The organism is Candidatus Woesearchaeota archaeon (assembly GCA_016192995.1).
Classification (GTDB): domain Archaea; phylum Nanobdellota; class Nanobdellia; order Woesearchaeales; family DSVV01; genus JACPTB01.
The window spans coordinates 36,866-63,256 of record JACPTB010000003.1; the positions used below are offsets into that span (position 1 = coordinate 36,866).

17 protein-coding genes (1 of these 17 running past the window's edge) are annotated in these 26,391 nt (G+C 34.8%); 1 reads left to right on the forward strand and 16 read right to left on the reverse strand.

Going from position 1 to position 26,391, the window contains the following annotated elements; all coding sequences use genetic code 11:
* The 10 genes from HYY69_02845 to HYY69_02890 form a co-directional block, all read right to left on the reverse strand.
* On the reverse strand, positions 1-12,338 hold the 5' portion of the coding sequence (locus HYY69_02845; protein ID MBI3032388.1) for a HEAT repeat domain-containing protein. 10,123 nt of this gene lie to the left of the window's left edge; only the first 12,338 of its 22,461 coding nucleotides appear in the window; it begins with the start codon at positions 12,336-12,338; its stop codon lies off the left edge, out of view.
* Positions 12,338-13,375, reverse strand: coding sequence for a hypothetical protein (locus tag HYY69_02850; GenBank protein MBI3032389.1), 1,038 nt, complete (start codon positions 13,373-13,375; stop codon positions 12,338-12,340). The genes HYY69_02845 and HYY69_02850 overlap by 1 nt, the downstream gene beginning before the upstream one ends.
* On the reverse strand, positions 13,372-14,115 hold the full coding sequence (locus HYY69_02855) for a hypothetical protein (protein MBI3032390.1): 744 nt from the start codon (positions 14,113-14,115) through the stop codon (positions 13,372-13,374). The genes HYY69_02850 and HYY69_02855 overlap by 4 nt, the downstream gene beginning before the upstream one ends.
* A 55-nt stretch (positions 14,116-14,170) precedes the next feature.
* A complete protein-coding gene (locus HYY69_02860) occupies positions 14,171-14,398 on the reverse strand; it encodes a hypothetical protein (GenBank protein MBI3032391.1) in 228 nt (75 codons plus the stop codon).
* Entirely contained in the window at positions 14,388-14,813 is a 426-nt protein-coding gene (locus tag HYY69_02865) for a hypothetical protein (protein MBI3032392.1), read from the reverse strand. The genes HYY69_02860 and HYY69_02865 overlap by 11 nt, the downstream gene beginning before the upstream one ends.
* Positions 14,813-15,019 carry a hypothetical protein gene (locus tag HYY69_02870; GenBank protein MBI3032393.1) on the reverse strand — a complete coding sequence of 69 codons (207 nt, stop codon included), beginning with the start codon at positions 15,017-15,019 and terminating at the stop codon, positions 14,813-14,815. The genes HYY69_02865 and HYY69_02870 overlap by 1 nt, the downstream gene beginning before the upstream one ends.
* Positions 15,020-15,298: 279 nt before the next feature.
* Positions 15,299-16,123, reverse strand: a complete 825-nt coding sequence (locus tag HYY69_02875) for a hypothetical protein (protein MBI3032394.1) — start codon at positions 16,121-16,123, stop codon at positions 15,299-15,301.
* A gap of 16 nt (positions 16,124-16,139) precedes the next feature.
* Entirely contained in the window at positions 16,140-17,993 is a 1,854-nt protein-coding gene (gene argS / locus HYY69_02880; protein ID MBI3032395.1) for an arginine--tRNA ligase, read from the reverse strand.
* 1 nt (position 17,994) lies between these two features.
* Positions 17,995-19,359: a hypothetical protein gene (locus tag HYY69_02885; protein MBI3032396.1), complete on the reverse strand. Its 1,365-nt coding sequence runs from the start codon at positions 19,357-19,359 to the stop codon at positions 17,995-17,997.
* Between the two features lie 73 nt (positions 19,360-19,432).
* Complete coding sequence (locus tag HYY69_02890; protein MBI3032397.1) at positions 19,433-19,897, reverse strand: Lrp/AsnC family transcriptional regulator; 465 nt, start codon at positions 19,895-19,897, stop codon at positions 19,433-19,435.
* 194 nt (positions 19,898-20,091) lie between these two features.
* Here HYY69_02890 and HYY69_02895 point away from each other — a divergent pair, with 194 nt between their 5' ends.
* Complete coding sequence (locus HYY69_02895) at positions 20,092-21,036, forward strand: AbrB/MazE/SpoVT family DNA-binding domain-containing protein (protein ID MBI3032398.1); 945 nt, start codon at positions 20,092-20,094, stop codon at positions 21,034-21,036.
* On the opposite strand, the gene HYY69_02900 is transcribed toward HYY69_02895, so the two are convergent.
* From HYY69_02900 to HYY69_02925, 6 genes are all read right to left on the reverse strand, one after another.
* Positions 21,022-21,960, reverse strand: coding sequence for a hypothetical protein (locus tag HYY69_02900; GenBank protein MBI3032399.1), 939 nt, complete (start codon positions 21,958-21,960; stop codon positions 21,022-21,024). The two genes, HYY69_02895 and HYY69_02900, sit on opposite strands and share 15 nt — an antisense overlap.
* Before the next feature lie 98 nt (positions 21,961-22,058).
* Positions 22,059-22,298, reverse strand: a complete 240-nt coding sequence (locus HYY69_02905) for a hypothetical protein (GenBank protein MBI3032400.1) — start codon at positions 22,296-22,298, stop codon at positions 22,059-22,061.
* Positions 22,295-23,704, reverse strand: coding sequence for a protein kinase (locus HYY69_02910; GenBank protein MBI3032401.1), 1,410 nt, complete (start codon positions 23,702-23,704; stop codon positions 22,295-22,297). Before HYY69_02910 ends, HYY69_02905 begins: the two co-directional genes overlap by 4 nt.
* 2 nt (positions 23,705-23,706) lie before the next feature.
* A complete protein-coding gene (locus tag HYY69_02915; protein MBI3032402.1) occupies positions 23,707-24,825 on the reverse strand; it encodes a protein kinase in 1,119 nt (372 codons plus the stop codon).
* Between the two features lie 26 nt (positions 24,826-24,851).
* Positions 24,852-25,700, reverse strand: coding sequence for a hypothetical protein (locus tag HYY69_02920; protein ID MBI3032403.1), 849 nt, complete (start codon positions 25,698-25,700; stop codon positions 24,852-24,854).
* A gap of 184 nt (positions 25,701-25,884) precedes the next feature.
* Positions 25,885-26,391 (reverse strand): hypothetical protein (locus HYY69_02925; GenBank protein MBI3032404.1); only part of this gene is annotated, 507 nt, incomplete at its 5' end.

Below are 26,391 nucleotides of genomic sequence, written 5' to 3' on the forward strand. Positions count from 1 at the left end.
TTTAAAAGATTAATTTTTGCTTGTTTTTGATCAGCTCTTTGATCTCGTGCAATGCTTGCAATAAGTGGATAAACTAATAATCTTAATTGAGCTTTATCTTTTGCTGATTGAATGCTGCTAAGTAATGGAACAATCGTGCCAGTAATTGATTGTGGTGTTGTAGGAACTTTGTAACCATCTAATTGCGGGAAGTTTTCTGCAGGATATGTTGTACTTCCGTCTGCTGCTGCCGTTGATTGATGATTTTTAGTTAATTCTCTCAATAAATCTGCAACAACTCGATTGAGTTTTTCGAATGGTTTAGGTCGTTCTAATTCATAAGGCGGAATATCTACTTCTGGACGTACAGGTGTTTCTAAAGCAGGCAATGTTCCAGCAGATTCTTGTTGAAGTAATTTTGTTCCAATGTTATAAGCTTCAATTTCTATTTCAAATACACCATTTTCACGTGATATTTTTAATAATGCTTTGTACGCCGCTAATTTAACTCGTGGATATTGTTGAGGATCTAATACTATTTCAGTTAATTTATCCTTTGCAGCATCAGTTTCTTCAAATGAATATAATTGTTCTATAACCTCAGCAACAGCTATGATAGCAACAGCTATGATATCTTGACGAATTTTGGTATCCATTATTTTAATTAATTCTTCTACAGCTAATTCTACTTTTTCTTGGCCTAATAATCCTAAACTATCTTTTGCACCCTGTGCTAGTTCATTGTTACGTACAAGAGCTGCTAATCGCGCTAATGTTCCTTGTGGCCATGGTAACTTTTCAAATGAACCTAATACTGCAACAGCTGCTTTTTTAACTTCAAGAGATGCAGTTCGACTATATGTTAGATCTAATAATGGTTGTATTGCTCTTGAATCAGGATTAGAAGCAAGCTGATTAATTGCATTAATAGCAACTATATCACTATCGCTCTTAAGATCAGTGAGCAATGCTGCAAAAGTATCAGCTGTAGTAAGTTCAGGAGCTTTAGCAGGTGGCGCTGCAAGAGGTGGTGTAGGTGTTGGTGGAGTTACAACTTCTATTTGTGCTTTTTTAATATCATCCAGCACAGCTTTGACTTCAGCTCCAACATCAGGATCAGTTAATCCTTCTAATACTTCAACACTTCCTGCAGGCCAGACTAATCTACGTAATGCATGCAATGTTTGAATCGCTTTTCTTCGTGTTGCTGCATCTATACCTGTAAGCTTTGTATTTGCTGCAATTCCCAATAATGGTTTTATTGCTTTTTCTGCTCCAGCGATACGAGATGCTTCAGCTAATGTTTCAATTGCATTTAAGCCTTCATCATAAACTGTTTCTACAACATCAGAGGGGTTATCTTTTGCTTTGAGTTCAGCATCTAATTTAGTAATACGATAAATATATTCATCAATATTTCCAGGACCTGGACGGAGTGATGGAAGTTTTGGTTCTACTTCAGTAAATTCTCCCGGGGGAAGCTCTTCTATGCCAGCTAATTCTTGTTCAGTTAAACCAGCTGTTTGATCAACAGGAACTGCAGCTGCAACTACTTCTGCTTCAGCTAAAATAGGAGCTGCTGCACTAGGTAATTCTTCAGGACGAGGAACTCCACGACTACGTAATCCTTTATTAACATCAGCTATTCTTGCTTTTCGAGTTGCTTCATCATCAACAATTACTTCTTCTGTATCTAGAGGCAATGGTGTGGTAGGTATAGGAGTAAATAAAAAAGCTCCGAAAGAATCTGAAATTTCAACAGCTTCTGGAGCGGCAACTGGAATCTCTGGTTTTTCTAATAATCCTGGTGTTTCTGAAGGAGCTACAGAAACTGGTACAACTCTTGTTTCTTTTAATGTTACAATAAATTCTTCGAATGCTGTCTTTTTAGTTCCTGCTGATAGAGCATCAAAAGGTTCTTGTAATTTTGCTGCCAATGCTTCACTAGTAATAATACCGTTATCAACATAGGTTTGTAATGTATCAATCAAAACATTTGAGTCATCATCTACTATCAATGGCATTTGAGCAATAATAATATCAACAGTACTCTCTAAACCTTCTTGTTTCTTAGCAGCTAGTCGTTGTAAACTATATAATCCGGTTGGTTCATGAGTAATGCTGCTTGTCAAGTAAGCAAGTGCACGCGCAACTGGAGGAAGTGTAGATGTTGGAGTTAGTGTTTGCAATTGTTCTAATCTTTGTCTAATTCCTATTACATTGCTTCTTGGTACTTCATATTCTTCTTTTGGCGTCAATGATTCCATATCTGTTTCTAAAGCTTCAAGAAGTGGAATAAATTCAGCAGCTTTTTCAGGTGATAGATGTCGCAGTGGATTTCCTTCTGTTGTTTGCGTAAAACTAAATCTATTTATGAATAATGCTGCATAATATCTTATTCCAACTAATTTTCGAGACATTAAAATTATCCTGAGACTGTTAATTATTTCCTCTACTTGTCCATCGGTAAGTTTATCAGCTAATGCAGTCAATGCATAAATAGATGCACTCACGAGTTCAACATCAGCGTTAGTTTTTAAATTTTGTAAATTACTTTGCAACCAGAATATTCTTTCTTCAATACCATCTGCTTGATACAATGCAGATATTAATGCAGAAATACGTATTTTTATGGTATAAATGTCTTTTTTTGGGAATTCTGTGGGTAACAACCTTTGGATTACAGTTCTAAATCCAGGCAATACTCTTAATCGTGCTAATGAATTTCGTGCTACCTCTCTTACGTTCTCATCAGGGTCTAACAATGCAGCTCCTAACAATGGTCCAAGAACAGCATATCGTTCTGCTTCATATCCATTTTCATCAAGTTGCAGTCCTCGAGTAATTCTTGGTGTTGATAATTCTTGTGCTGCAACAGCTCTTGTTGTTGGATTGTTATCATATAATATCTCATGTATACGAGCATTTATATTATCATCTGAATGTTTTAATCTTAATGCATCATAAACCTGTTCAGTAATGTCATCGAGAGTGAATAAATTCAATATACTTAATTCATAAGCAACTTTACTCTCAGCAGTTTCTGTAGGGTCTGTTAAATGATCTATGTCGATATTATTGATATGAGTTATTCCTTTCCTATTCAAATCCCTTAATAAAACCCTGTTTCTGATAAACCGGTCACTATTTTGATTATATCGACTGATTATAAGCTTTGTACGCAGAGTTTCAATACCATCACCAATACTACCATATTTGAATATAAGAATTCCTAATGCTATAAGACCTGCTGTTACAAAACTAAGACCGAGTATTAACCAATTTCTTCCACTCAATCCAAAAGTTGAACCTGTCTGAACAGCAATCTCCAATGCTCCTTCAGTTTTCAATCCTAAAGCACTCCCAATTGCTGCTGAAGCTGTAAGAACAGCAAGAGTAATTCTACCACTAAATGTTGTCGGTGGACCTGCTTCCTGCACTACTTCGGTACTAGGAATTTCAGGAACTTCTCCTTCAACTGGTTTTTCTTCAGCAACAACAGGAGCTTCGGTTGTTACTATGCCGCTTGTTATTGGTATTACTTTTTCTAATCCTGATTTTTGAGCTTCTTTAGCAAGATCTTGTGCAACTCCAGAAGTTCCTGTTGTTTGTAACGCAACAAGCGGCTCTTCTTTTTCAACTCCAACAACAACTGAGGATTCACGCTGCGCTTTGATTGCTTCAACGTTACTGATAGTATTAACTGCAGTTATTCGTACTTGTTGAGCTGGATCCTTGCGCAATGGTTCAAGTTTTGCCAATGCAGTTTCTGGAGCAATAACACCTTTTTGCACTAATTCACCAACAGTTTTAGCAGCTCGCTGACGCATAACTGGAGAACTATGACCTAATGCAGCAAACAATGGCTCAACTGCTTGTTCAATACCTTGACGATCAGTTAATGCAACTAATGCATCCATAGCACTATTTAAACTAAATATATTATCAGTTGTTTGTAAGGTAGTAATATGTTGTTGCACAAGAGGATCAATAACTGGAGCAGTTACTGACGGTTGTACTTCAGGTTTAGTTGCTGGCGCAACAACTGCTGCTGGGATTACTGGTTGAGTAGGTGGAACTGGCTGAATCGGAGGTGGCAGTATTGTAGGAGGTGTTGTTGATGGAGTTACTGGTGATGGTGCAGGAACTGTTGGTTGTGGTCCAGGTTTTTCAGGTTCTGAAACAAGCAATTCATTAATACTTTCTATCTGCTGGTTCAATACTTGTTCCATAACTAATAATGTTTTTTCTTGAGAAAGTCCTTGCGCTTTTTGCATGTCAGCAATGGTTTTTCTTAGAGCATAATGAGCTGAAGATAATTTGCTTGGATCTTGTTTAATATCCTGAACAGATTTAAGTTGGGCATCTAATGCTTTGTTCTCAACAGGAAGATTTTTCTTTGCTTGTTCAATCATAGAATCTAATACAGGATGCGAAACTTTAGATTCTAAGTCAACAGTTAGTATGCCATACTCATCACGCAATGCAACTAACAATTCTCGCGCTGAACCTTTTGACTTTGATAAAATCTCTTCAATCATCACTTCAGCGCCTTGTTCTTCAGGCGTTTGGTACTTCCAGAATTTAGCTTTGATTAAATCACCAAAATCAGCAGGCGCTTTTTTTGATTTCAAGGAATTCTCCAGCAATGAATCTTGAGAAGCTGCAGCCAGCAATGCTTGTTTTAAACTTTCTTTAGTTGTTGTAACTTTACTATCTAAAGCAACAGTCCCTGTTTCAGCTCCTGAAGTAACAGTTAAGGAAGTTATAGTTGGTAGTTTTCTAACTTGTTCAGCAGTGGTTTGAATAATTAATCCTTGTGCAGGATCGTTATTATAGAAATATCCTTTTACAGTTCCTCCATCTGCTGTTGTTGCAGTTACCTCGTGTAATTTTATTCCTGATTCAGCGTTAACTGCTTCATATTTTTCTCTGTATTTATTAATATCAGCAGATGTTAATAATGCTATTGACTGCTTTCCAACATCAGATGATGATTTTATTTCAATGCCTCCAACATTAATGCTATTCTTTGTATTGAACTCTAGTTTAGTGTCAGTAACTTCAACCAAACCTTCTTTGATTTTTGCTGTATCAAAAGAACTTCCTTTTACTGCTAATATTTGATCTGGTTCTCCTCTGACATTGTAAATCTGTATTGCCAATGGCTCGCCAAATTTGTTCGATGCAAGGATTTCATAAGATGGCTCTCCTGGCTTGGCATCTGATTTTGACTGAATGTTTTTTGAACTAAGAACATCCGTTAATGAGTTATCTACTGATGCATATCTTTCACCTGAAACAGTTAATTTAGTGTTTGATACGCCTAAGCTTGTATGTTTTGCACCCAAAACACTTTCTAAAGTATCCAAGCCATCATCAAGATGTGATGTGCCAGCTAATCTTCCTGATTGTTTTACCAAAGAAGGCATCAGAATTTCTTCGCCGCCAATTTCAGCAACATAAAATTTGAAAATATTTGCTGCAGTACTTTCTCCAACTACTTTTTCTACTGCACCTTCTAATATTTGTGTGTACGTAAATGGATTAAAAAATCTCAATGACCCTTCAGTGATTGCATGAACAGCTTTTAAAGGCAATGCCGCAGTTTTAGATACTATATTCAATCCTGTTTTTGTAACTACATTTCCCGCAGTAGCACTTGCTGCTGCTGTTTTTTGGGAGATTGCTACTAATGTTTTAGCACCGGTGCTGGTAACAAAGCCAATTACACGAGAAGTTGCTTCCATTTCAATTACTCCTTGTGGAGTAAAAAATGCATCAACATTAATGGGATTGCCAAACACTGAGATTTCAACTGGTTTGAAACTGCCCTGATAATCTGTTACGTAATCTGTTTTTACCGTATCTGGTTTAAACAAATTCTGACCATTGATGTCACGAGCCTGTGCAATTTGCTTTAAAACAAAAACAGCTTCATCTTGAGTTATTGACTTGCCCTTAAATGCATAAGCAGAAGCAATATCTTGTTCAGTTCTTAATCCAGCAATTTCATCATAGTTCAATCCAGACTCTGCTTTAATCTTTTTTATCTGACCATATCCTTGTTCAAGATCATTGATTTCTGCAGCAATACGATTAATATCATTAATATCTTTGTTGTGACCAGCATTTTGATCTGCTATTGGTGTTGATAATGCTTTTAATGCTGAAATCGCTCCACCATCATGTCCAAAAATACCCCCCACTTTCATCTTTTTTGTTAAATAATCTAAAGCAAACATCTTTTTGAGTTTAAGATCATTGTTTGCTGCAGCAATAGCACCTTCATAATACGCTTCAACTAATTGATCTGGTTTTGCAGCTGATGAAGCAAGATACATTCCTATTTGACTCACTGCACCTTTGAATTTAGCTTGTGATCCACCAAGAACATTTTTCTCTATATCAATTTCATCTTCACGTACTGCCCAAAATCCATCTTTATCAAACTGCAGTATATCACGTTCAACTTCATCAGTTAGTTTTTTATTGATAGTTTGAATGGCTATTTTTTGCGCTGAGAGCAAAGCTTGTTCAGGATCTTTAGTCCAGCCAGAAACAGGATCCAATGCTTTTTGTTGTTCTGCAAAGGTTAATGCCGTAACAGCCAAGTCATGGCTTAATGATTTATGCGCTTCAATTAACTCGTCTTCCGCATCACCAGGCACAAATAACATGTCATGCGCATGTTCATCTGATAATGATTGCAAAATCTCTTTATCAAGCCGCGCGTATATTTTTTCCAATGCTGCTTTTTTCTCTTCAATAAGCGCTAAATAAGGATGCTCCACTTTTTTTTCTAATGCTTCAATCAGTTTTTCCTGCTGATCAATTTCATTATCTGGAGCATCATGTTCTTCTAATTGTTCTAAATGAGCTTCTGCTGCTTCTAAAGCAATTTCTGCCTGATATTTAGCACCTTGAGAATCAAGTTCTAGTTTCTGTTTTTGATCATAAATTTTTTGAAGATCTTCTTCAGTGCAGGAACTAGCTCTGGTTAAACATGCAGCTTGAGAACTTCCTGCAACAGCTTCAATCTGAGATAATTCTATAAGACGGTCACGTACAGCACTCCGCACCTTATTTTCAAGGTTAGTTTTTGCTTCTGTAAGTTGCTGCAATTGATCTGCAGATAATTGTTTTTTAAGCTCTGGATCCATACCAATAGCTTGAAGAAGTGTGTTTAAATCACGCACGTGAAGGCCAGCTTTTTCCAAAGCAAGATCATCTAATATATCTTGGTATTGTGCGGTAACTTTGTCTTCTTGCTGAAGAATAACACGTAAGACTTTTTCTTTGCCTTGACTGCTTAAATAGTTCAAAGATTCAGTCGTAAGCTTCAATGCTGTGTTCGGATCAAATGAAGCAGCAAAACTAATCTTATCAACCACAAGAGAATCTACTGCATCTCGGTGTTTATCTGCCTGGTTGTTTAATTGTTGAATACGCTGCTGATATTCTTGAGAAGTAATTTCTCCTGCTTTTAATTGCGTTTCAAGCTCAAGTTTTGTTTGTGTTAAAACTGAAGCTGCAACTGTTTTTCTAAATTCCAAGACATCCAATAACGCTTTTTCATCAGCAGAATATTGATTAATTTCATTATATGATTGCTGTGATAAATAATCTGCTGTTTCTTTTTGCTTAGTATACTCCATTTTTTTCTGGTTAATACCAGCAACAAGTGTGTCAATATAATCACTTTGATAAATTGCTGCATCAAGTTCCTGCAGATCTTCAAGAGTCATCTTTTTGACTAACTCTGATTTAAGCAAATCTATAGCCCCTGCTGCTTCAACAGGCACCTCAACGCCATCTAGAACAACATATTCACCTGCTTTAGAATAGATACCAACCAATTCTTTAAATGCTGCAATTTTTTCTTCAGGTGTTTTATAATTTTTGTCAACTAACATTGCCTTAAACGTATCCTTAAATGCATCAATGCGATCGCGGAGTTCAACAACATCACCAAATTTTCCTGCCTCTAAGCCGAGCGATTGCTGTTTTAATTGCTCAATAAGAATATATGTCTGATCAGTAGGCACTTTTGTTCGTTGGATTGCATTGAGGATTTCTGGCTTTGCTGAAACAGTTTCAAATAATGATTGTTTTCCCATGTCCCCAAATTGAGCAGCTAATTTAGTAATAAGGTATTCAATTTCCTGTTCACGTTCAATATAAAGCTCTGATTTTTCTCCTTGGAGCAATTCACCTAAACGTTGATTTGATGATTTTAAATCTTGATATTGTGAAAACGTTACTTGATTGTAAGATTCAACTCCAGGATTAATAATTTGATCTTTCAAAGCATTTGAAAATGCACTATTTTTATCAAGCTCTTGCTGTATTTTTGCATCTGCATCAAAGTAAACTTTAGCTGCCAGATTCAAGGAATCTTTATCACCAAATTCTGCTAATCGCTGCGCCATTCCCTGTTTGCCGCCAAAAATATCCTGAACTCCTGAATAATAAATACCGTGAGCAGCTGCAATTTGCAAAGCAATTTTATCTCCTTGGAAGCCACCTTTGCTATACCCTATTGCTAACCGCTGTAGCTGTTCATTATACCATTGTTTGTAGTCTTCAGGAGAATCTTCAGATGGAGGAACTGCATCTTGGAGAGTTTTGACTGCTTCATTGTATTGCTTTGCTAATTCCTGTTGTTTCTTTTGTTGACTAACCTGACCAAGATACTGATCTAATTGTTTTTTTGTTGTACCGAGAACTTTTGCCTGAGCATCTAATCCTTTAATACTTGCTATAACTACTTTTATTTTTTCTTTGCATCCTTGTATGGTCAAGTCTCCACAATCTATGCCATATCTTGATTTAAGATCAATTAATCCTTGTTTTTCAAGATCTTGTTTTGAAGGCAGTGATACTCCTGCAATTTCTACGCCAAGTCCTTCAACTAATGCAATTATTTGATCTACTTTTTGATTATCAGCATCTACAAGTTCTTTAATCTGTTCTGGAGTTAATCCTAACTCAACTAATTGTTTTTTAGTCTCTGTTTCTGCTTTTATAAGATATTCTCTTGCCTTATATTTACTGCTCAAATCTTTCTGTTGTTGGTAAATATCAGCTAATTCGCTTAAAATATTGATATTTTTAGGATCATTAAATAATGCGCGCTCAAGGGCTGCTACTTTATCTTCAGGTGCAACTACAAGCTGCGCTTCAAGTATTTCTGCCTGGCTTCGCTGTTTGCTGTAATCAGTTGCAAATTCTTCTTTTCTGGTTAATTCATTCAGTTGTGTCAAATAAAGTTCATTGTATTTTTGCGCATTTGCTTCATCACCAAGCGAAGCGTAATGTTGGCTAGCAACAGCCAATGAAGTTAAATCCTGATTTTCTTCCAATGCTGCCTGCACAATTGTTTCTCGAATGTCACCATTGACAATGTTTTGACTGCCTTGACTAAGCAGCGTTGAAGTTATTTTATTTAGTTCAATTGGTGAAACGCCTTCTTGTGATAGCTTGCTTGCCACATCATCAACTTGTGCTTTAACACGAGCAATATATTCTTCAGCGGTTTCACCCGTTTGATACTCTAAATCTATGCCGCTTGCAGCTAACTGCACCATCTGGGGAATTAATGATGTTGCATAATCTTTGTTGACTGCATCCAATTTTTTATATGCAGACTTCATCGCTGCAAGCGCTTGATCTGTTTTACCTTGATTAAACTGTGTTTTAGCTAATTCAACCAATGCTTGTCCAGCTAATTCTTCATCATCTGATTGAGTAACTGCAATAATAAGCTGCTGCGCTTCAGTATTTTTTCCCTGTTTAGCTAAAGCCATTGCTTTTTTATAGAGAAGAACTTCCATAGTAGTATCTGCTCCTCGACCATCAGGATAATATTGCTGAATCAAACTGGCGATAAGATCTGATGCTTCCTGGTAAGAACCTTTTTCAAACAAGACATCTGCAATCTTTGACTGAACCATCTTATTCAAGGCGGGATCATTAATTTGTTGATAAACATTCAAAGCATCATCATATTTCCCTTCAATAACTTTTTCATTTCCTGCTATCAATTTTTCAACAGCCAACCGTTTGTCGTCTGGTATTTTTCCAAGAAGGTATCCTTTAAATTGATCATTGAGAGCATGCAACGAATCATACGTGAATTGCAATCTAGCTAAATCTTCTGGTTTGTATTGTTCACCAGTAAACTGTGTTGTTAATCGTGCAGTTTCAAGGATTTTAGCTCGGAATTGTACATATTGTTTTACTTTTTCATTAATGCCATCCTCTCCCTGCACCAGCACAGCGTCAGATACAAAGCTATTTGCAGCTTTATCAAAGCTTGATGTCGTTAAACTAATAAATGCGTGGCTAAAATCATTGACAACACTAACAATGCTTTCTTCCGGCTTGTGTGAAACAGGAATTATTTTCAAGCCGCCCTCGAATATATATTCGTCGTAATTTTTATTTAAATTACGGAGCTGTTGATGACTTACTTTGGTTGCAACAATACCATCAGTTTTATCAAACAAGAAGTTCATAGTAAATACTTCGCCAGTTTTCTTGTCAATTTGCTGTGTTGTAGTTTCGAGAAGATTCTTAACATTGTTATCATTATGATCAACAATAATAGTTGGCTGGGTATCTTTTAAGCCAGCATCATAAAATAACATAGTTCCTTTATCTTTTGGATCAAATGTTTGTGTTATTAATGTACCTTCAAGTACTTTTCCTGCATCAATGGAGCCTTGACCAAGCGATGAAATTTCTTTGCCATCTTGAGTTACAAACACAGCATTTTTAGGAATACTATTATAGGTTTTCTTAAGAAGCTCAAGACGAGCATCCAATGCAAATAAACAAGTATCTTTAGTAGCACAGCTTACACGATATTTTTTCTGCACTGCTGCTTGAATACAAGATGATTTATCATTGATATTGCAGGTAACTTCATATTCTTCTTGAATATCAATCGCTGACATCAATCCCAACTGTTCAAATTCCTTTCCAGCTTCTTCACGCCTAAACTCGTAAGCTCCTCTAATGTGCATGTAATCTGCTAAATCCAAGCCTTTAGCTTGCAGGGTTTTGCCTTGAATAAAAACAGTTCTTGCTTCTCCTTCAATGCCATATATTTTATCATTGCGTTGTTCATTCCCAAGCTCAAAATAACTTTCTTTTCCCTGCAATACAACTTGGCTGGCTTTAGTATTAGCGATAATCGCGTCAAATGTCCCTGATATCTTTTGTGAACTAAATTCAGGTGATGCTGGCGTATATACCATCTCTGCTTGTTTACCTTCAATTCTGGTTATTTCTTTTGTCCCTGACTTAAAATAGAATTGTACAGATCCAACAACATTACCTTGTAAAACACCCTGTTCATCGCCAGTTTTGAATGCTGCGCCGCTCTGCAGTTCAAGACGATCTTTTTTAACAATAACTTTTGTTTTTTCACCCTGATGAATGGTAACTTCAACACCATTAATGATGGCTTTTGTAGCGTCAGGCGAGATTAATACTGAGTTTCCAATGTTATCAACATAAATATCTGTTCCTCCCTGCACGAGACTTATCTTCTTTCCACCAGTTAACGTGATTTCTACTCCCAAAGTTCCGTCAGCTTTTTTAACAAGATCAACGCTTTGCGCAACACCGGAAACTTTTTTGCAGTCGTTGTCGCAGATGACAAAACCCTTTGCAATACTTCCATCAGGGAGCTGTTTTTCAACTGCTGAAATTACACCTTTAAAACCAGCAGCTACGTCAGCAGCTATACCTCTCAAGCGTAGTTGGCATTTAAATTCAATATCTTGCCTCAATGAAGGACAGGGAGCTTTATAATCTTTGAAATATAATCCATCTTGACGAGAATAATGAACTCCTCCTTGCAATACAAAAGTAGCTTTTGACGCACCAGGAATTAATTTATTTAATACAGCATTAACTGTAGCTTGGTTCAGTTTGGTTATGTCTCCAACTTTTTCAAGATTTTCTCCTTCATTATACCATAATTGCTTTTCACTGAGATATTGTTTTTGTGTATCAGTTAATCGTAGTACATCAACGTTATCAACAGGAATTTTGCTGACGATAGTATTCGGAACCAGCTCTTGTTTTACTTTTTCCCAGGGAACACTTGGATCATTAATGATTTGATCCCATGGAACAGTATTGTAATTGATAGATTCCCACGGTACGCTCCCATAATTGCCTTTTAATTGATTCCACGTTTGAAGATTATTGTAGCTATCTGGATTATTAAAATCTATTTTTGGAGGATCAGCAGCCAAAATACTTGAAGCTATCACCAGCGTGATCATTAAGTAAATCTCAAGCAAACTAATTCTCTTTTTCCACTTCAAGCTTAGCAAACTCACTACTTAACCACCTTAAGTATAATCTCTTGCTCAGCAGTTTGACCAATGCTGTCAACAGCTTTAATCGTGACTGGAAATTCACCAGTAATATGTGGAATAAAACTAATCCTGGCGTTTCCTTTGTTTGTTCCATCATGTTCAATAGTAAAGAAAACACTGTCATCGCTGAACACCAGCGGATCATCTGATTGATAAGGAATATCCAACGTAAACAACTGTTCATCTTTTAAGGTGTACAGTGCATCAAGGTCAAGAACAGGAGCACTATTAACTGGGAATTTTGCAGCAGTTTGGAAAATCAAATCGTTATCTTCAAATGAAAACAACAGGGTTTCTTTATCAACGGTAATAATTTTGATAGGAACATCAAATGATTGTAAATAGGTTAAATCAAGATACTCTTTATCTGCAATTTGCTTATCAATAACTTTATGCGCGAGTTCGTTAACATATCCTAATCTAAGATTAACGGTTGTTGAAAAAGTATCAATCGTTTCTTTTAGTTTCTCTTGTGTTTTATCTTCCTGACCACCTCCTTGGCTTAGAACAACCGTGACAGGATACTTGACAGTGACATCAACATTGTTTTTTGCAATACTTGTCTTTACGTTTAAAGATCCTGCTTCTATTGTTTTGCCGGGCAGAGCTTTGAAATCATTAATACAAACAATTAATTGTTCACTGATATATTTATTCAGCTGCGCTTCCATGCTTTCAATATCCAACAGCTGCTTTTTTCCTTTGTTATAGCCATAACCAACTTTTATGTCGCCAACAAGAACAGCATCTTCGGGCAGATATACATATCCTCCTTGTGCTGCCAACAACAGCACTGCTGGAGTAGAAACTTGTTCAAGGCATTTATCAACAAAGGTTTTTACTGGCTGCAGATCAACAGAGACTTTTGTTTCAGGTTTTTTACTCGTGCTAAAGAAAATAACCATTCCAATAATCAAGAGCAATGCTAATCCAATAATAATAAATACGGTCACTTGTCCTCGTTTAGGTGTTATAGCTACCCTGCCTATTTTGGTCATTTTTTTCCCCCCATAAGCACTTGAATTGTTTTTTCATGACGCTGATGAAATCCAAGAAGTTCTTCTTTCAATGCGCGTTCTTTTGCATAACGCTGCAATGTTGAAATATTGATCAACCCTAACGTATGAAGCTGCAGATATAACTGCGTTAAAATATCATCATAGGGCAATCTTTGCCGAGATAATTCAAAATAGAAGTCTACAAAAGCTGATTCAAGCGATGCTTTGTTATCAGCAGCTGAATAAAAATAATTTTTCTCCCTAATAATAATAAAATCTTTTTGTCCAGCTTTAGCCATAAGCAATTCTATATCTTTTTTAGCCGGGTCAATAAGAATAGTGTATTTAGTATGCAAAGCTTCTAAAGAAGCCTGAAATGCTTGGCTAGAGCCTTTTTCCACATAGAGCAGATAGAGGGCAATTGAAGGGAAAACACTGGGAACATACTGCTGAAGCAAAGAAGCTCCGGTAAACTTAAACTGCTTTCCTACCTGCTGCAGATGAGGTAATAACATTTCGAGGAAAGGATCAGATTTTACTCGTGCTTGTTGTATTTGTCTTGTGTCATAAAACTTATACCTACCACGAGCTATCCTAATAATTTCTTGATTAGAAATAAGCTTAAATCTGATATAGTGCGCATGAGAAGAAGTAGTTTCGAGCACTTTAGCTATATCAACCTCTGTAAATGGCTTACTGCCAAACACCTCTTTTAATTTTACCTGATTCCCCACACTCATTACTGGCACTGCTGCTTAGATTCCCAACAAATCTAATAATGTCTTTACTAATAAATCACACAACTCTCCACTTATTTACAGAAAGAGGAAATATATAAAGTTTTGCACTGTTTGTACGTAATAAGTCTGATGTTTTAGCGCCTACTTTTGTGAAGCTCTTCTTAAATTCACTTTGGGGATTTTTCGAGGTTCCAGAGAGAAAAATCCAATCAATAACCACATCAAAAGCTGAACCGGCGCTAAAACCTAAAGAAGACTTATTACGTACATTGTTATGAAGCATTTAATAATTCCACTATTTCTTTTGTTGTCCAGACTTTTATTTTCTGCTGCTTTTTAAAATGCTCATCATTTGACCAGATTTCACCATCTATTGCTAATGCCCCAGCAATAAAAATAGTATCTTTGGGATCAATATGATCCATAATTTTTCTTGCTTCTTTTATTTTTAATCTTAGAATTGAGTCTTGAATAATGGTTAGCCGCTGTTTTATTAATCCAAGAATTAATTCAAATTCATCTTCATTGATTTTTGCTTTATCTAATATATATTGTTTATATTTTTGAATTTCTTCATTCGAAAAATTTATTGTTAAAAATTCAATAGACTGAGAGGTATTATGAGTGATTATTTGCCTCGTGATTGACTCCCTTATTAATGCAGAAATGATAATATTAGTATCAACAATAATCTTCATCAGGAAAACCTTTTTCTCATTTCCGCTTTTATTTTATGCCCAATAATATCAGCATCTTTTTCTGTAAGCACACTGTTTTTTAACGTTGTATCCATCCAATGCAATTCCCTAATCTTTCTTTCAAATGCTTGGCGAGCAATATCGCTCCATTTAATCTCTGAATGAATCCGCAACTCTTTATGGAGTCCATTCTTTATGGAGTCCATTAGGTATAGATAAAGTCATATTTGCCATAGTTTCACCTTTACCCGTTGTATGTGTTAACACATATATTAATGTTTCGATCTTTATGGCAGTGTAGAAAATCTCGGCATAGCCTCGGTTTTGGCATCAGTTCAGCTGTTAATGTTTTTATTGATTGGATTTTTCTCTCTGGAACTTCGAAAAATCCTCAATGATGAATAATATGAGCTTCACGAAAAGATGCCAAAAACTACATTTTCTACACTGCCGATCTTTATATAAAGAATGATAAAATACTCTCCTCATTTTTTGACCATAGGAATATAAGGTTTATCTGGTCTTTCAGGTATGTAAATATGTCCTGGAGCTACAATATGATAAACAGCTCCTTGCTCAAGTCGTTGTTGAAGTTGTTTTTTCTGTTGTTCATCAAATGGATCCAGTAAAAAATCATATTGTTGTTCTGCGTTACTATCATGAGTAAGCTGTAACCGTCCTAATTGCCCTTGAAAAACCCATTGTTCATAGATAAAAGTCATGTCTGGAAAATCATGCATGTTAGTAACTGCTGTTTTTAAGGTGAGGTCACCTAACAATGTATGTGTCCTTAAAGCACGATTCGTATATTGTGCAACACCTAAGTAATGTCCAACATTAAATAACTTCAAACCAATTACTTTGGTAAGAAAGCCAAGTTTACTTCCTAGCTTTATCGCTGCTAAAGTATGGCTTATCCAGCTTCCTGGCACAATACGTGGAATAATACAATATTCTGAAAAAGGAACAATTCCTTCATAATCTGAAGCAACTCCTAATTGTTGTTTAGTTTCTTCATCGCAATCGTCAACCTGTTTTCCTAACCCAATATAAGCGCTTGGCAATAAACCACAATCCAGCATAACCCAACCATCTGATGCTAAAGCAGTATCGCCGTGTGCTTTTCCATCAAGATTACTAAGCAATTGGCAGAAAGGTTTTTGTTCTTGCTGTGCAATATCTATAAACTCAACAGGATATCCAAAAACTGCAGCAGGTATTATATCTCTATTTTCATTAATGGTTGCAACATACACTACATATCCTTCAGCAATTTTCTGCTCCAAACTTGTTTTAACCGTTTCAATCATCTTCACATCTTCTCGTTCACATCTTTTCTATAACTTTAATACCTAAAATCCCAAGCGCATTCTTCATGGTTTGTTGAAATCCACGTACTAATTCAACACGTGAATATTTTAAGAGAATATCCTGTTCTCTAACTATCGCATCAGTTTCCTGATAAAAACGATTAAATGCTGTTGCAAGTTCATGAACATATTCTGTTAAGGACTGTAATTTCAATGACGTTCCAACTTCCTGAATAACAACAGGAAAGTCAGCGATTTTTTTTATGAGATCACTTTCTACCTCGGTTGTAAAGTTCATGGTTGGCGTTTGCCCTGAATCCTCTACAATTTGGCGTGAGAGCTTAACATATGCGGTTACAAGTTTTGAATAATCTACTTTTTGCAGGATAGAATTCGCACTTGCATAGGCATATTGTGCAAATGGTGCAGATTTCCCTTTAAGATTAAATGCTTGTTGTTCATTATAGGTGATTGAAGAAGAAGGATCTTTTGCTAGAACAAAATATTTTAATGCACCTATACCAATTGCTTGTGCAATTTCTTCAATGTTGTCTTCTGCTCCTTGAACATCCTTCTCTCGAATATTTTTCTCTCTCATCACGTTCTTTGCTTGTTCAACTGCCATGGTTAAAACATCTTCAAGAAGTACGACATTTCCTTGACGTGATGACATTTTTCCTTCTTCTAAAACAAGGTGTCCTGTTGCAAGATGCTTGCATTGTTTTGCTTGTTTATAACCAAGAAGCTCCAAGGCTCTGAAGAGCTTATCGAAATAAGCACTTTGTTCGAATCCAACGACATAAATCATTCTATCAAAATTAAATTCTTCAGCTCGTGACACTGCTGCTCCTAAATCGAGCGTTGCATAAACCGCATTACCATCACTACTTCTAATCTTTAAATAGTGATCTTTGTTGAGAACTATTGAAACTGCACCATTATATTCTAAAGCAACACCTTGTTCTAAAGCAGCAGTAACAAGTTCTTTTCCTTTGGTTGATACTGACGATGCTGCCTGTGTAATATCAAATGCAATATCTAATTTTTCATAGGTGATTGCATGGGCTTCCCTGCTGAGTTTACAAACACGTTCCCAAAGTGAACAAGTCTTAGGATCATTATCTTCTATTTTTTTATGCGTTGCTGCTGTTTTTTTGAGCAGTGCAGCTCTTTGCTCTTTCTTCTCTCCATCATCTTGATTAGTAGTATCTCCTGCTGCCTGTTCAAATGCAACATAAGCATTGCCCATAAGCTTTATTGCTTCTCGCGGATCATCTGGAAGTTTTCCGCCATACCATTCTTGCAAACCGACGAGAACTTTATCCATATGTCCGCCGGTATCTCCAGGATAGTTTATTCTGATTATAGTATACCCATTTGCTTTCAGAACACGTGAGACAACGTCACCTACAACGGTTGAACGAATATGACCAATATGAAGCTCTTTTCCGTAGTTTGGAGATGAATATTCTACAATAACTGTTTCTTGTTTACCATCTCGAGCAGTTCCATATTGGTCACGTAATTGAAATACTTCACCAAGTGCTTTTTCAGCAAGATATTCTCTGTCGACAAAGAAATTTAAGAACCCACCTTTTACTTCTTTTTTGATATGCAAGGGTAACACGATTGAATCTCGTATCATTTCTGCAATATGTCGAGGTTCTAAACCACCATACTGCTCAGACAAGGTATTAACGGGCAATGAAAAATCGCCAAATGCAGGTCTTCGTTGGTAAAGTAATAAGGTATCAAACTGCTGCATTCTCTCAGCTTTTTCTTGATCATCACTCGTTGCAACAAGCCCATTTACAATACCATCCAATATTTTCTTTCGACATTCCTGTAAAACATATCTTTGAGATGTCATATTACTCACCACGTAAAAATACCTGTGTTATACAATGCGGTCCACCGTATGCTTGGTTAAGATGCGTAAAAGGCACTAACGATTGTTCGACATTAATAATGCCAAAATCTGACAATCTATTACGATATTCTTCACCTAATTTTGCAAAATCATATCCTCTACTGGCTAGTCGTTTTGCTAAACCAGCTTTATGACTAATATCAACACCAATAATCATGTTTTCGTCTATGGTAAGAGGATTTAAACCATAATTTCGTTGCATAGCTTCAGGTAATTTGAGAAGATCTCCATCCGAAAATCCCATTTGTCCTAAAAATGAATTAAAAGGAACATCACGCTCAAGAAGTTTATAATGTCCATCTTGTTGACGCCCATACACATCAACCTGTGGGATTTTTTGGCTGCTTCCATTTACTTGGACAACCCTATCTTCAAGCACTATTGCTTTGTGTGGAGCAACAAGGGAGAAATAGGTATCAAGATGCATTTCCTCCTGAACTTGTAATGAATCTTTAACGACACAAACAAGATCATAACCAAAAATAATATGACCATTTTTGACAACTAATTCGTCTATTGCAGCTGGTGTTGTTCTTCTTCCTTGTCCAAGAAGTGCATAGCTTTGTCCACTTTTATTTTTTCCACAAGGAATAAAGTCACCGCCTTCTAATTTTGCAGCTTGATTTCCTGAATCAGAAAGATCATAAAGCAGAGGAAGGCCTAACTTTTCAAGAACTGCTCGAATAACAACAATTTCAGACCTTCTTTGGCTTGAATTCATGGTTCCAAGAACAACACCTTTGTCAGTCGTGATCATATGATCTCGCACAAACATAAGATTGTACATTGGCGTTATACCATATTTAGTTTCAAATGCAGTATTACCTTCAAAACTATACTTTATTTTAAACTGTGGCTGGCGAAAAATGATATTAACAAGTTCTTCAGGATGCTTTATTGCAATAACTCTTTGACGTTTTTGTTCTGATCGAATTCTATCATCTAAATTAATCCCCTCATAGGTATATTGTAAAGGATCAAATGCCAATCTCTGTAGTTGCTCTAATGCTGGTCCTTCAACTGTATTATGTTCAGCATCAACAGTCCCCTGCAACAATACTTCACTTACAGTAAGCACTTGTGATCCTGCAGCCCGTAATTGTGATTGAAAATTTTTATGTTCTTTTATAGCTTCATACAAATTAGCTGGTCCTTCAAATAAAGCGCCAGAAGGCATTTCTGTTCCAAGAGAAAATTCTATTCCAGGAGTATGAACTAAAATAAGACGTGGTTTATCGTACTCTGCATGGCATCCAATATTCAATTTTTTCTCAAGTTTTTCTTCTGTTGTTGGATGTGATTCCATTATTCTCACCTGTTTTCATACTATACTCAAGATAGCTCTCGCTATTTTGCAAATAATTTATTTTCTCGTCCTCTTATATCGTTGTTAAAAATTCTTCATGTTTAATTTCATGAAGAACATGATACAATTCTTGTTTCTCAATGTTAAATTTCTCTTTTAATTCATTGATAAAACTGAACATTTCACTGTAATCTCGAAATATACATTCAATAAAAAAATCAAACGTGCTATTGATATGAAATGCACTGTTAATCTGCTTATGTTGTTTCAAAAATTGAATCATATCCTCTTTTGATCGTTTCCCATTTTGATCAGTTACCTCACCTATTTTTAGCGCCATTTTAACCTCAATCGCATAACCAAGTTGTTTATAATTCAACAAACAGGTATGCTTCTTGATAACTGATTGTTCTAAATCATGAAGTTTATCATAAATAGTTGATTGAGGGATATTAGTTTCTTCACTCATCGCGACTAATGATGCACGACTATCTTTTCGCAGATGAGCAATAATTCTTTGTTCTTCTGTTGTTAACATACAGCACCTTTTTTGTAATTTTTACACAGTTTTCGGATATTTTCTTATTATTTCGTAAATTCTCTACACCACGTTGTATTCAAGATATCGTATGGTCAAACAAACATATATATTTTTGGCAATTATAATTATTACTAGTAATTATGTAATTATTTTTAGAAAAGTATTTATATATGAGAATAATTCTTAGATTGATGAAACGTAAAATTAATCGAGTTGGGGTTAATACATTGACGGTTAGTTTGCCAAGCGAATGGGTTACCAAGCACCATTTAAATGCAGGTGATGAATTAGTAGTATATCCAGAGCATGATCGTATCGCGTTCTCGATTAATGAACAGAAATCACAAAATAAAGAAATAACGCTTGTTATTAATGATATGTCTCGACAGACAGTTTCAAAATATTTAACAACCCTTTATATTCATAATTTTAGTAAAATAGTATTAACGTATGAAAGCAACGAAATATATGATAATAAAAATGAAAAAAATATTTCGATAAAAAATACCATACGTGTTTTAAGCCATCGTTTTATTGGTATGGAAATTGTTTCTCAAACCAACAAAAAAACTGAATTATCATGCTTTATTCTTAATCAAGATCAAAATCTCGAAGTTATTGAAAAAAGAATTTATCATTTGCTTCATGAAACTATCAATGAACTCTTGGAGGCAATAGATAACGATTACAACAGTTTTCATGCTACTATTTATGATCACCATGATAATATTATTAAATTTATGTACTATTATCTCAGAATGGTAGATATATCAGATAACAGTGAAGACCAAAAAAAGGTTTTATTTACTTTTTATATGAAACTCGATTATATTATTGATAAAATACGGCATCTCAGTGAAAAAATACAAGAATACGGTTGCACAGAAAAAGTAAAGAAAATTTTAAAAGAAATATTCGACTTTTATTTTCAAGGGTTCATAATTATGTATAAAGGAATCATATCTGAGGAGTGGATAACAAAAAGATATCAATTAGTTAAAAAAATAAAAAAGACAGCGTTGACTCTTGAAGAATACAATGTTATCTCAGAGATTAAAATTTTGCTTGACACGATGAATAATTTCCATGAAGTTATTATGGTAAGAAAAGCTGAACAGCTTTTAACTAATCACTGACTCTTCTTTACGTAAAAAATTTATTATGAGTATTGAACTTTGTACATCATCTAGAAGATCTATTATTCTATCCATAAGAAATAATACTAGTATATTATCTTTTTCACTGATAATACTTTTATAAATTTCAGAATGTACTGTAGTTAAATCTCCAGTAAAGTTATCAATTTGTTTAAGCGTACAGTTATGAAAAAACTCTACGGCTTGTGAAATCAGTTTAATAATCCTTTCAAATAAGCAGAGGATTTTTTTGCTAGCTTTAAATGAAATGTTCTCTTTCAAAACCATCATTGAAAAATGGCGTAATCGTTTAGAGATAAAATGAAAAGTCTCAATATAATGATACAATGCAGGAGCCATAGAAAAAGCTGGTGATCCTAATTTAAGAATAACTCTTCGTAAATAATTTGAATATTTATAGATTTGCTTTGTTCGCTCGGAAATTGTTTGATACAACAAAATATCACTATGTTGCACCGCAGACATCATCTCTCGTGCGTTTTCTATAACTAAATATTGCATCCGACGAACTAATTTTTTGAATTCTTCAATATCCTCTTTCAGTATTGATTTAATGAGAATAGTATCTTTTTTATGATCAATAATATCATAACCGTTACACGTACGATCAATTTCTTCATTGACCTCTCTTTGGTGTTGGTCAGTATACACTTTCACCAAGACTTCATCGTATCCTGTCTTATAAACAGCTCCTATAATCTTTTTTGTTGAAAGTGTAATATCTTTAAGATCAATACTAATACTCTTTTTTAAATCAACATGGTTTTGTGAAATAATTAAACTAGTTTGATGCTCATCAATCTCTAATTCATCGCCATACTTGATATGATTCTTTTTCAACCATTGAGATGGTAATGAGATTGTTAATGATGACTGCCCATGGCGTAATACTTTTCGTTTCATAGAGCGTTGGTAAACAAGCAAGTATTTATATTTAACTGAAAATAATCATTATTTATAAAAATAATTACTTATAAAATATAAATGATTACACTTAATAACTAGAAACTCAAATTCATATTTTCTACTGCATCTTTTAATTCTTCAAATAATTGTTGTTTTAGTGGTTTAACATCTTGATAAGGTATCTTTTTTCCCGATCGTAATTCTTCGATTGTTACATGGTAGATTGCTTCAATATGCTTATTAATGTAACCTATAACACCTAAACTTTTGAGAATAACATCTGCCAAAGATAAATCTTTCCCTTCTTCATGCACAATTTGATATAACGTTTTCACTCTCTTCTCCTCATACCTTTCCTTATTTCTAACATTTCTCGTTCACGTTCAAGTATTCTTGCAATTAAGTCATGACGTTGCATAAAATAATATTCAACTGACGGTTCTGTTTCAAGAAAAGCCTGTTTAATCTCCTCAATTGGCCTGCATTCAAGACATGCTACTACTATTCTTTTAATATATTTTGGAATTTTCCTGACGTAACCTCTTCTTAATTTACCCTGTTGATTATAAATTGTTTCTTTGACCTTTGCAATAGTTTCCGCATACGTTGATGTTCCCATAGATTTTCGTTCAACAGGAACTAAGTGTTTATATGTATACAATTTATAAACAATTAATCCAAGAGAAATGAGATCACTTGCTTCCATTGAAGCAGGAGCACCAAATCTTCTATTATCTTGTGCAGGAGGATGTTCTTCATCAGTTGCAATGCCGAAATCAAGAATTTTAACTTCTTTTTTAGGCGTTACCATGATATTTCTAAGATTTAAATCCCTGTGGGTAATACCATGTTCACGCAATCTGATAATACCATTAAGAATTTGCGCACTATATTCAATAGCATCACTAAAGGAGATAACAGGATATTTTGTTGCAACAAAAAAATCTTCATCACCTATTTCAGTGAAGTTGTATCCTTGATGATATTGATCAATATATTTTACAGCTCTACGATCTTTTCTATGTAGAACAAACATGCCTCTTCCTAAATCATCATATTGCAATGATAAATGTATCAACTTTTCCAAAGTGTTGCCATCAACATATTCCATAACTATGGCGTACTTTGGTTGAGTATCAACTTTTGCAATATGCTCTCCTGCTTCATGAATTTGAACAATGTTATCGAGTGATCCACCACTTAATCGTGCCATGAGCTGAGCTTCTTTTGGATTAGGGTTATCAATTATTTTTAATGCTCTGTATCTCTTAAGGGCATGTGAATAAACTTTATAGGTTCTTCCAGCTTTCCCTTCACCTAATTTGCAAACTACCTGATAAGGTGATTCTATTGCTAAACATTCGGCAATCTCATCCAGTGATGTTACTTCATTAGCTTGAAGAATTGCTCTGATTGCATTCCATTCCATGTACAGGGGATTATGCATAGCTTTGATCATTTCAGCGTCTTCCTCATCAACTGGGATTATTGAACCTGTAAGAACAAATTTATAATATGTTTGTCTATAAATTTTTTTTAAGTCACTAAGAACTTCTTCATATCTTTTGTTCGAAGCTATTTTCAAAGTGAGGTATTTTCTGGCAAACTTATAAAACTCTTCTCTTTCACGATCATGTTCAAAACCTAATGAATTTCTTAATGAACTTTCAACTTCGTTTTTTATTTCATCTAAAAGACGCTGTTGATTGTCATCACTTAACCTTCTTTCTAAATCCATCATTATCACGTTTTATGAGATTTGAGTGCTGCTATTTCTTCTTCTAATTCACGTACCCTTGAAGTTAAATCAAATTTATAGAAGCTATGTTTTGCTAAATCTTCTTTTAAATTTACCACCTCAAATGAAAGTTCCATAACTCTTCTCACAAGATCTAACTTATTCATAAAATAAAATTCAGCTGAAGAATATGCACCAACAAATCCTTGCTTGATTGTTTCTAAATCCTCACCATATAAACAAGGAAGTACTATTGGTTTAATCTTATCAGGAATTTTTGCTTTGTACCTTGGTTGCAAATTTCCTTGTTCATCAAACATGACCTCTTTTAATCGTCCTATTCTATCTGCATGCTGCGAAGTCAATTCATCTTCTTCCTTCTCTCCTAACAGGTGTTCACCTACGTATAATTCAAATACAATTAAACCCAAGGAAAATAGGTCATTTGCATAAGTTCTGGATGGTGTGCCATATCGTCTTCCATCAACTTGACGTTGATGTTCTTGATCAGTTGCAATGCCAAAATCAAGAATTTTCAATGTACGCTTGAAATCAGGATCACCTAAACTTCTGTATTCTAAGATTATATTACCTGGATAAATGTCTCTATGAGTGATACCATACCTCCTTAAACTAATAATCCCATTAAGAATTTGAGCTCCTATCTCAAATGCTCTCTCGTTATAAAGATCTTCTTTAGCAATAGCCTTAATCGTATCTGAGAGTTTAGCTCCATCAACATATTCCTCTAAAATTGCATAGGCTTCTTCACCATCTACTTTAACAATATGGTATCCAGCATCATGAATTTGTACAATATTTTCTAAATCTTCCCCTATTAATCTCGCCATTAATTCTGCTTCTTTTGGACTGAATTTATCCCTGATAACTTTTAAAGCAAAATATTTTCTTAAGTCTGGTGAATAAACCGTGTATACTACACCGGATTTACCTTCATCTATTTTACGTACTACTTTATACGGTGAACTTATTCTGGCACATTCAAAAAGCTCTTCAAGGGACGAAACTTCATTGAATTCGACAATTTCTGTTAAAACTTGATAATTAATATCATCTTCTTTATCTATTAATGAACATAACTCATTAAAAAGTTCTTTTTTCAATTTTCCCCAGCAAATTTCTACCGAATTTAGATACGCTTCAAAAAACCTTGTTGCATCATTTTTGGTTCGTAAGGTAATGTAACTTCAGTCGCAGTCAATTTAGCAAGGTAAGGAAGTGTTTGATACATCCTAGATAATTGCATACTATTATCAGTATTATCAGTATCTTCAAGATATAATTTAGCAGATAATAATTCAATAAAACGAGAAGGATTTAAAGCAACCATTTCTTTTAAAGCTGAATCAAGTGTTCTTTCAAAGTCTGGACATAGATCATCAACTGCTACGATGCTCAAAGCTGCTGGTTCGTATTTTTGTTGTTCATTATAACCCCATGCTTGAACAATACTATCTAACGTTTTTTCTTCTTCAAATAACACACCTACAGCTGAAGATTCTGCTACTTGGTCTGCATAATTCCTTTCTTCTGGTTCACCTAATAAGACTTTTAACTGTTTTCTTCTTTCATCGAGTACTCTACCAAATAATTCTGGATTAAATTTCAGAAGTCCACGTAAAGTTATACTATTTCTTGATGAAAATAATGCATCTGTTGTTCCTACTTTTTGCTCCACTAATCTATAAAACAAATTACTATCTAAGTAAAGTAACCCCCATAAATCTTCGATTCTTCCATGATTTTTGTAGAAATCACCAATTGCTCGTTTTCTTCGTACTCTTACTAACTCATTCAGAATATCTGCTTTATCTTCTTCAGTTAATCTTCGGACTCTAGCTAACTCCTCTAAAATACTTATTCTCTCTTGTTCTGATAATTGTTCTAAAACACGTTTTCTATCTTCTTCAAATAATTGCGCTAAAGCATATGCTCTTTCTTCTTTTGATAATCTGTTTTCAAGATCCAGAATTACCACCTAGTTCAACCAAAAATAATGATATTATGTCAAGAATTCTTTTATTATCCATAATTTCAAACAATAAAACATTATTCAATACAACCACTATTAAGGAATGAAAATTTGTTTATAAATGTGTTGATTTTTATAAGAAATATATTTGTTTTATTTTGTTTTATAAATACACCTATAAACTATTTAGTTATTTCCATATCTCTTCAAAAGAAAACTTCACTTTTTCTTTGCTAAGAAAAGATGCTATCTGCTGCAGTCCTTCTGGCTTTACCATGAAAGATCGCGGAGAAATAATCTTACCTTCAAAAGCATTGACTAATCCCTTTTCAATATAGTTTTGTTCGTTCCTGCCGAATAACTTTCGTATTACTTTTATGCGCTTCTTAGGATTGTGAATTGGTTCAAAGGTAAGCATGATATATTTTGAAAGCGAAGAAGATATAGGTATTATAGATATACTAGTTTGACTATAAAGTACAATACCTTCTTTTTCTATACTATTTTTAAGCTGCCATTGATCTAAATTACCAATCTTTAAACTAATTTGCTGTTTAACTTCTCGTAAGCGCCATTTATCACCTTCAATGGAATAAAACTTTTTTAATGCTCTTTCAGCTGCTTTTGTTATATTCTTTTCATCTTTCTCATCCACATCTATAAACAGATCAACATCACTATCTCTATCAAAGTCACC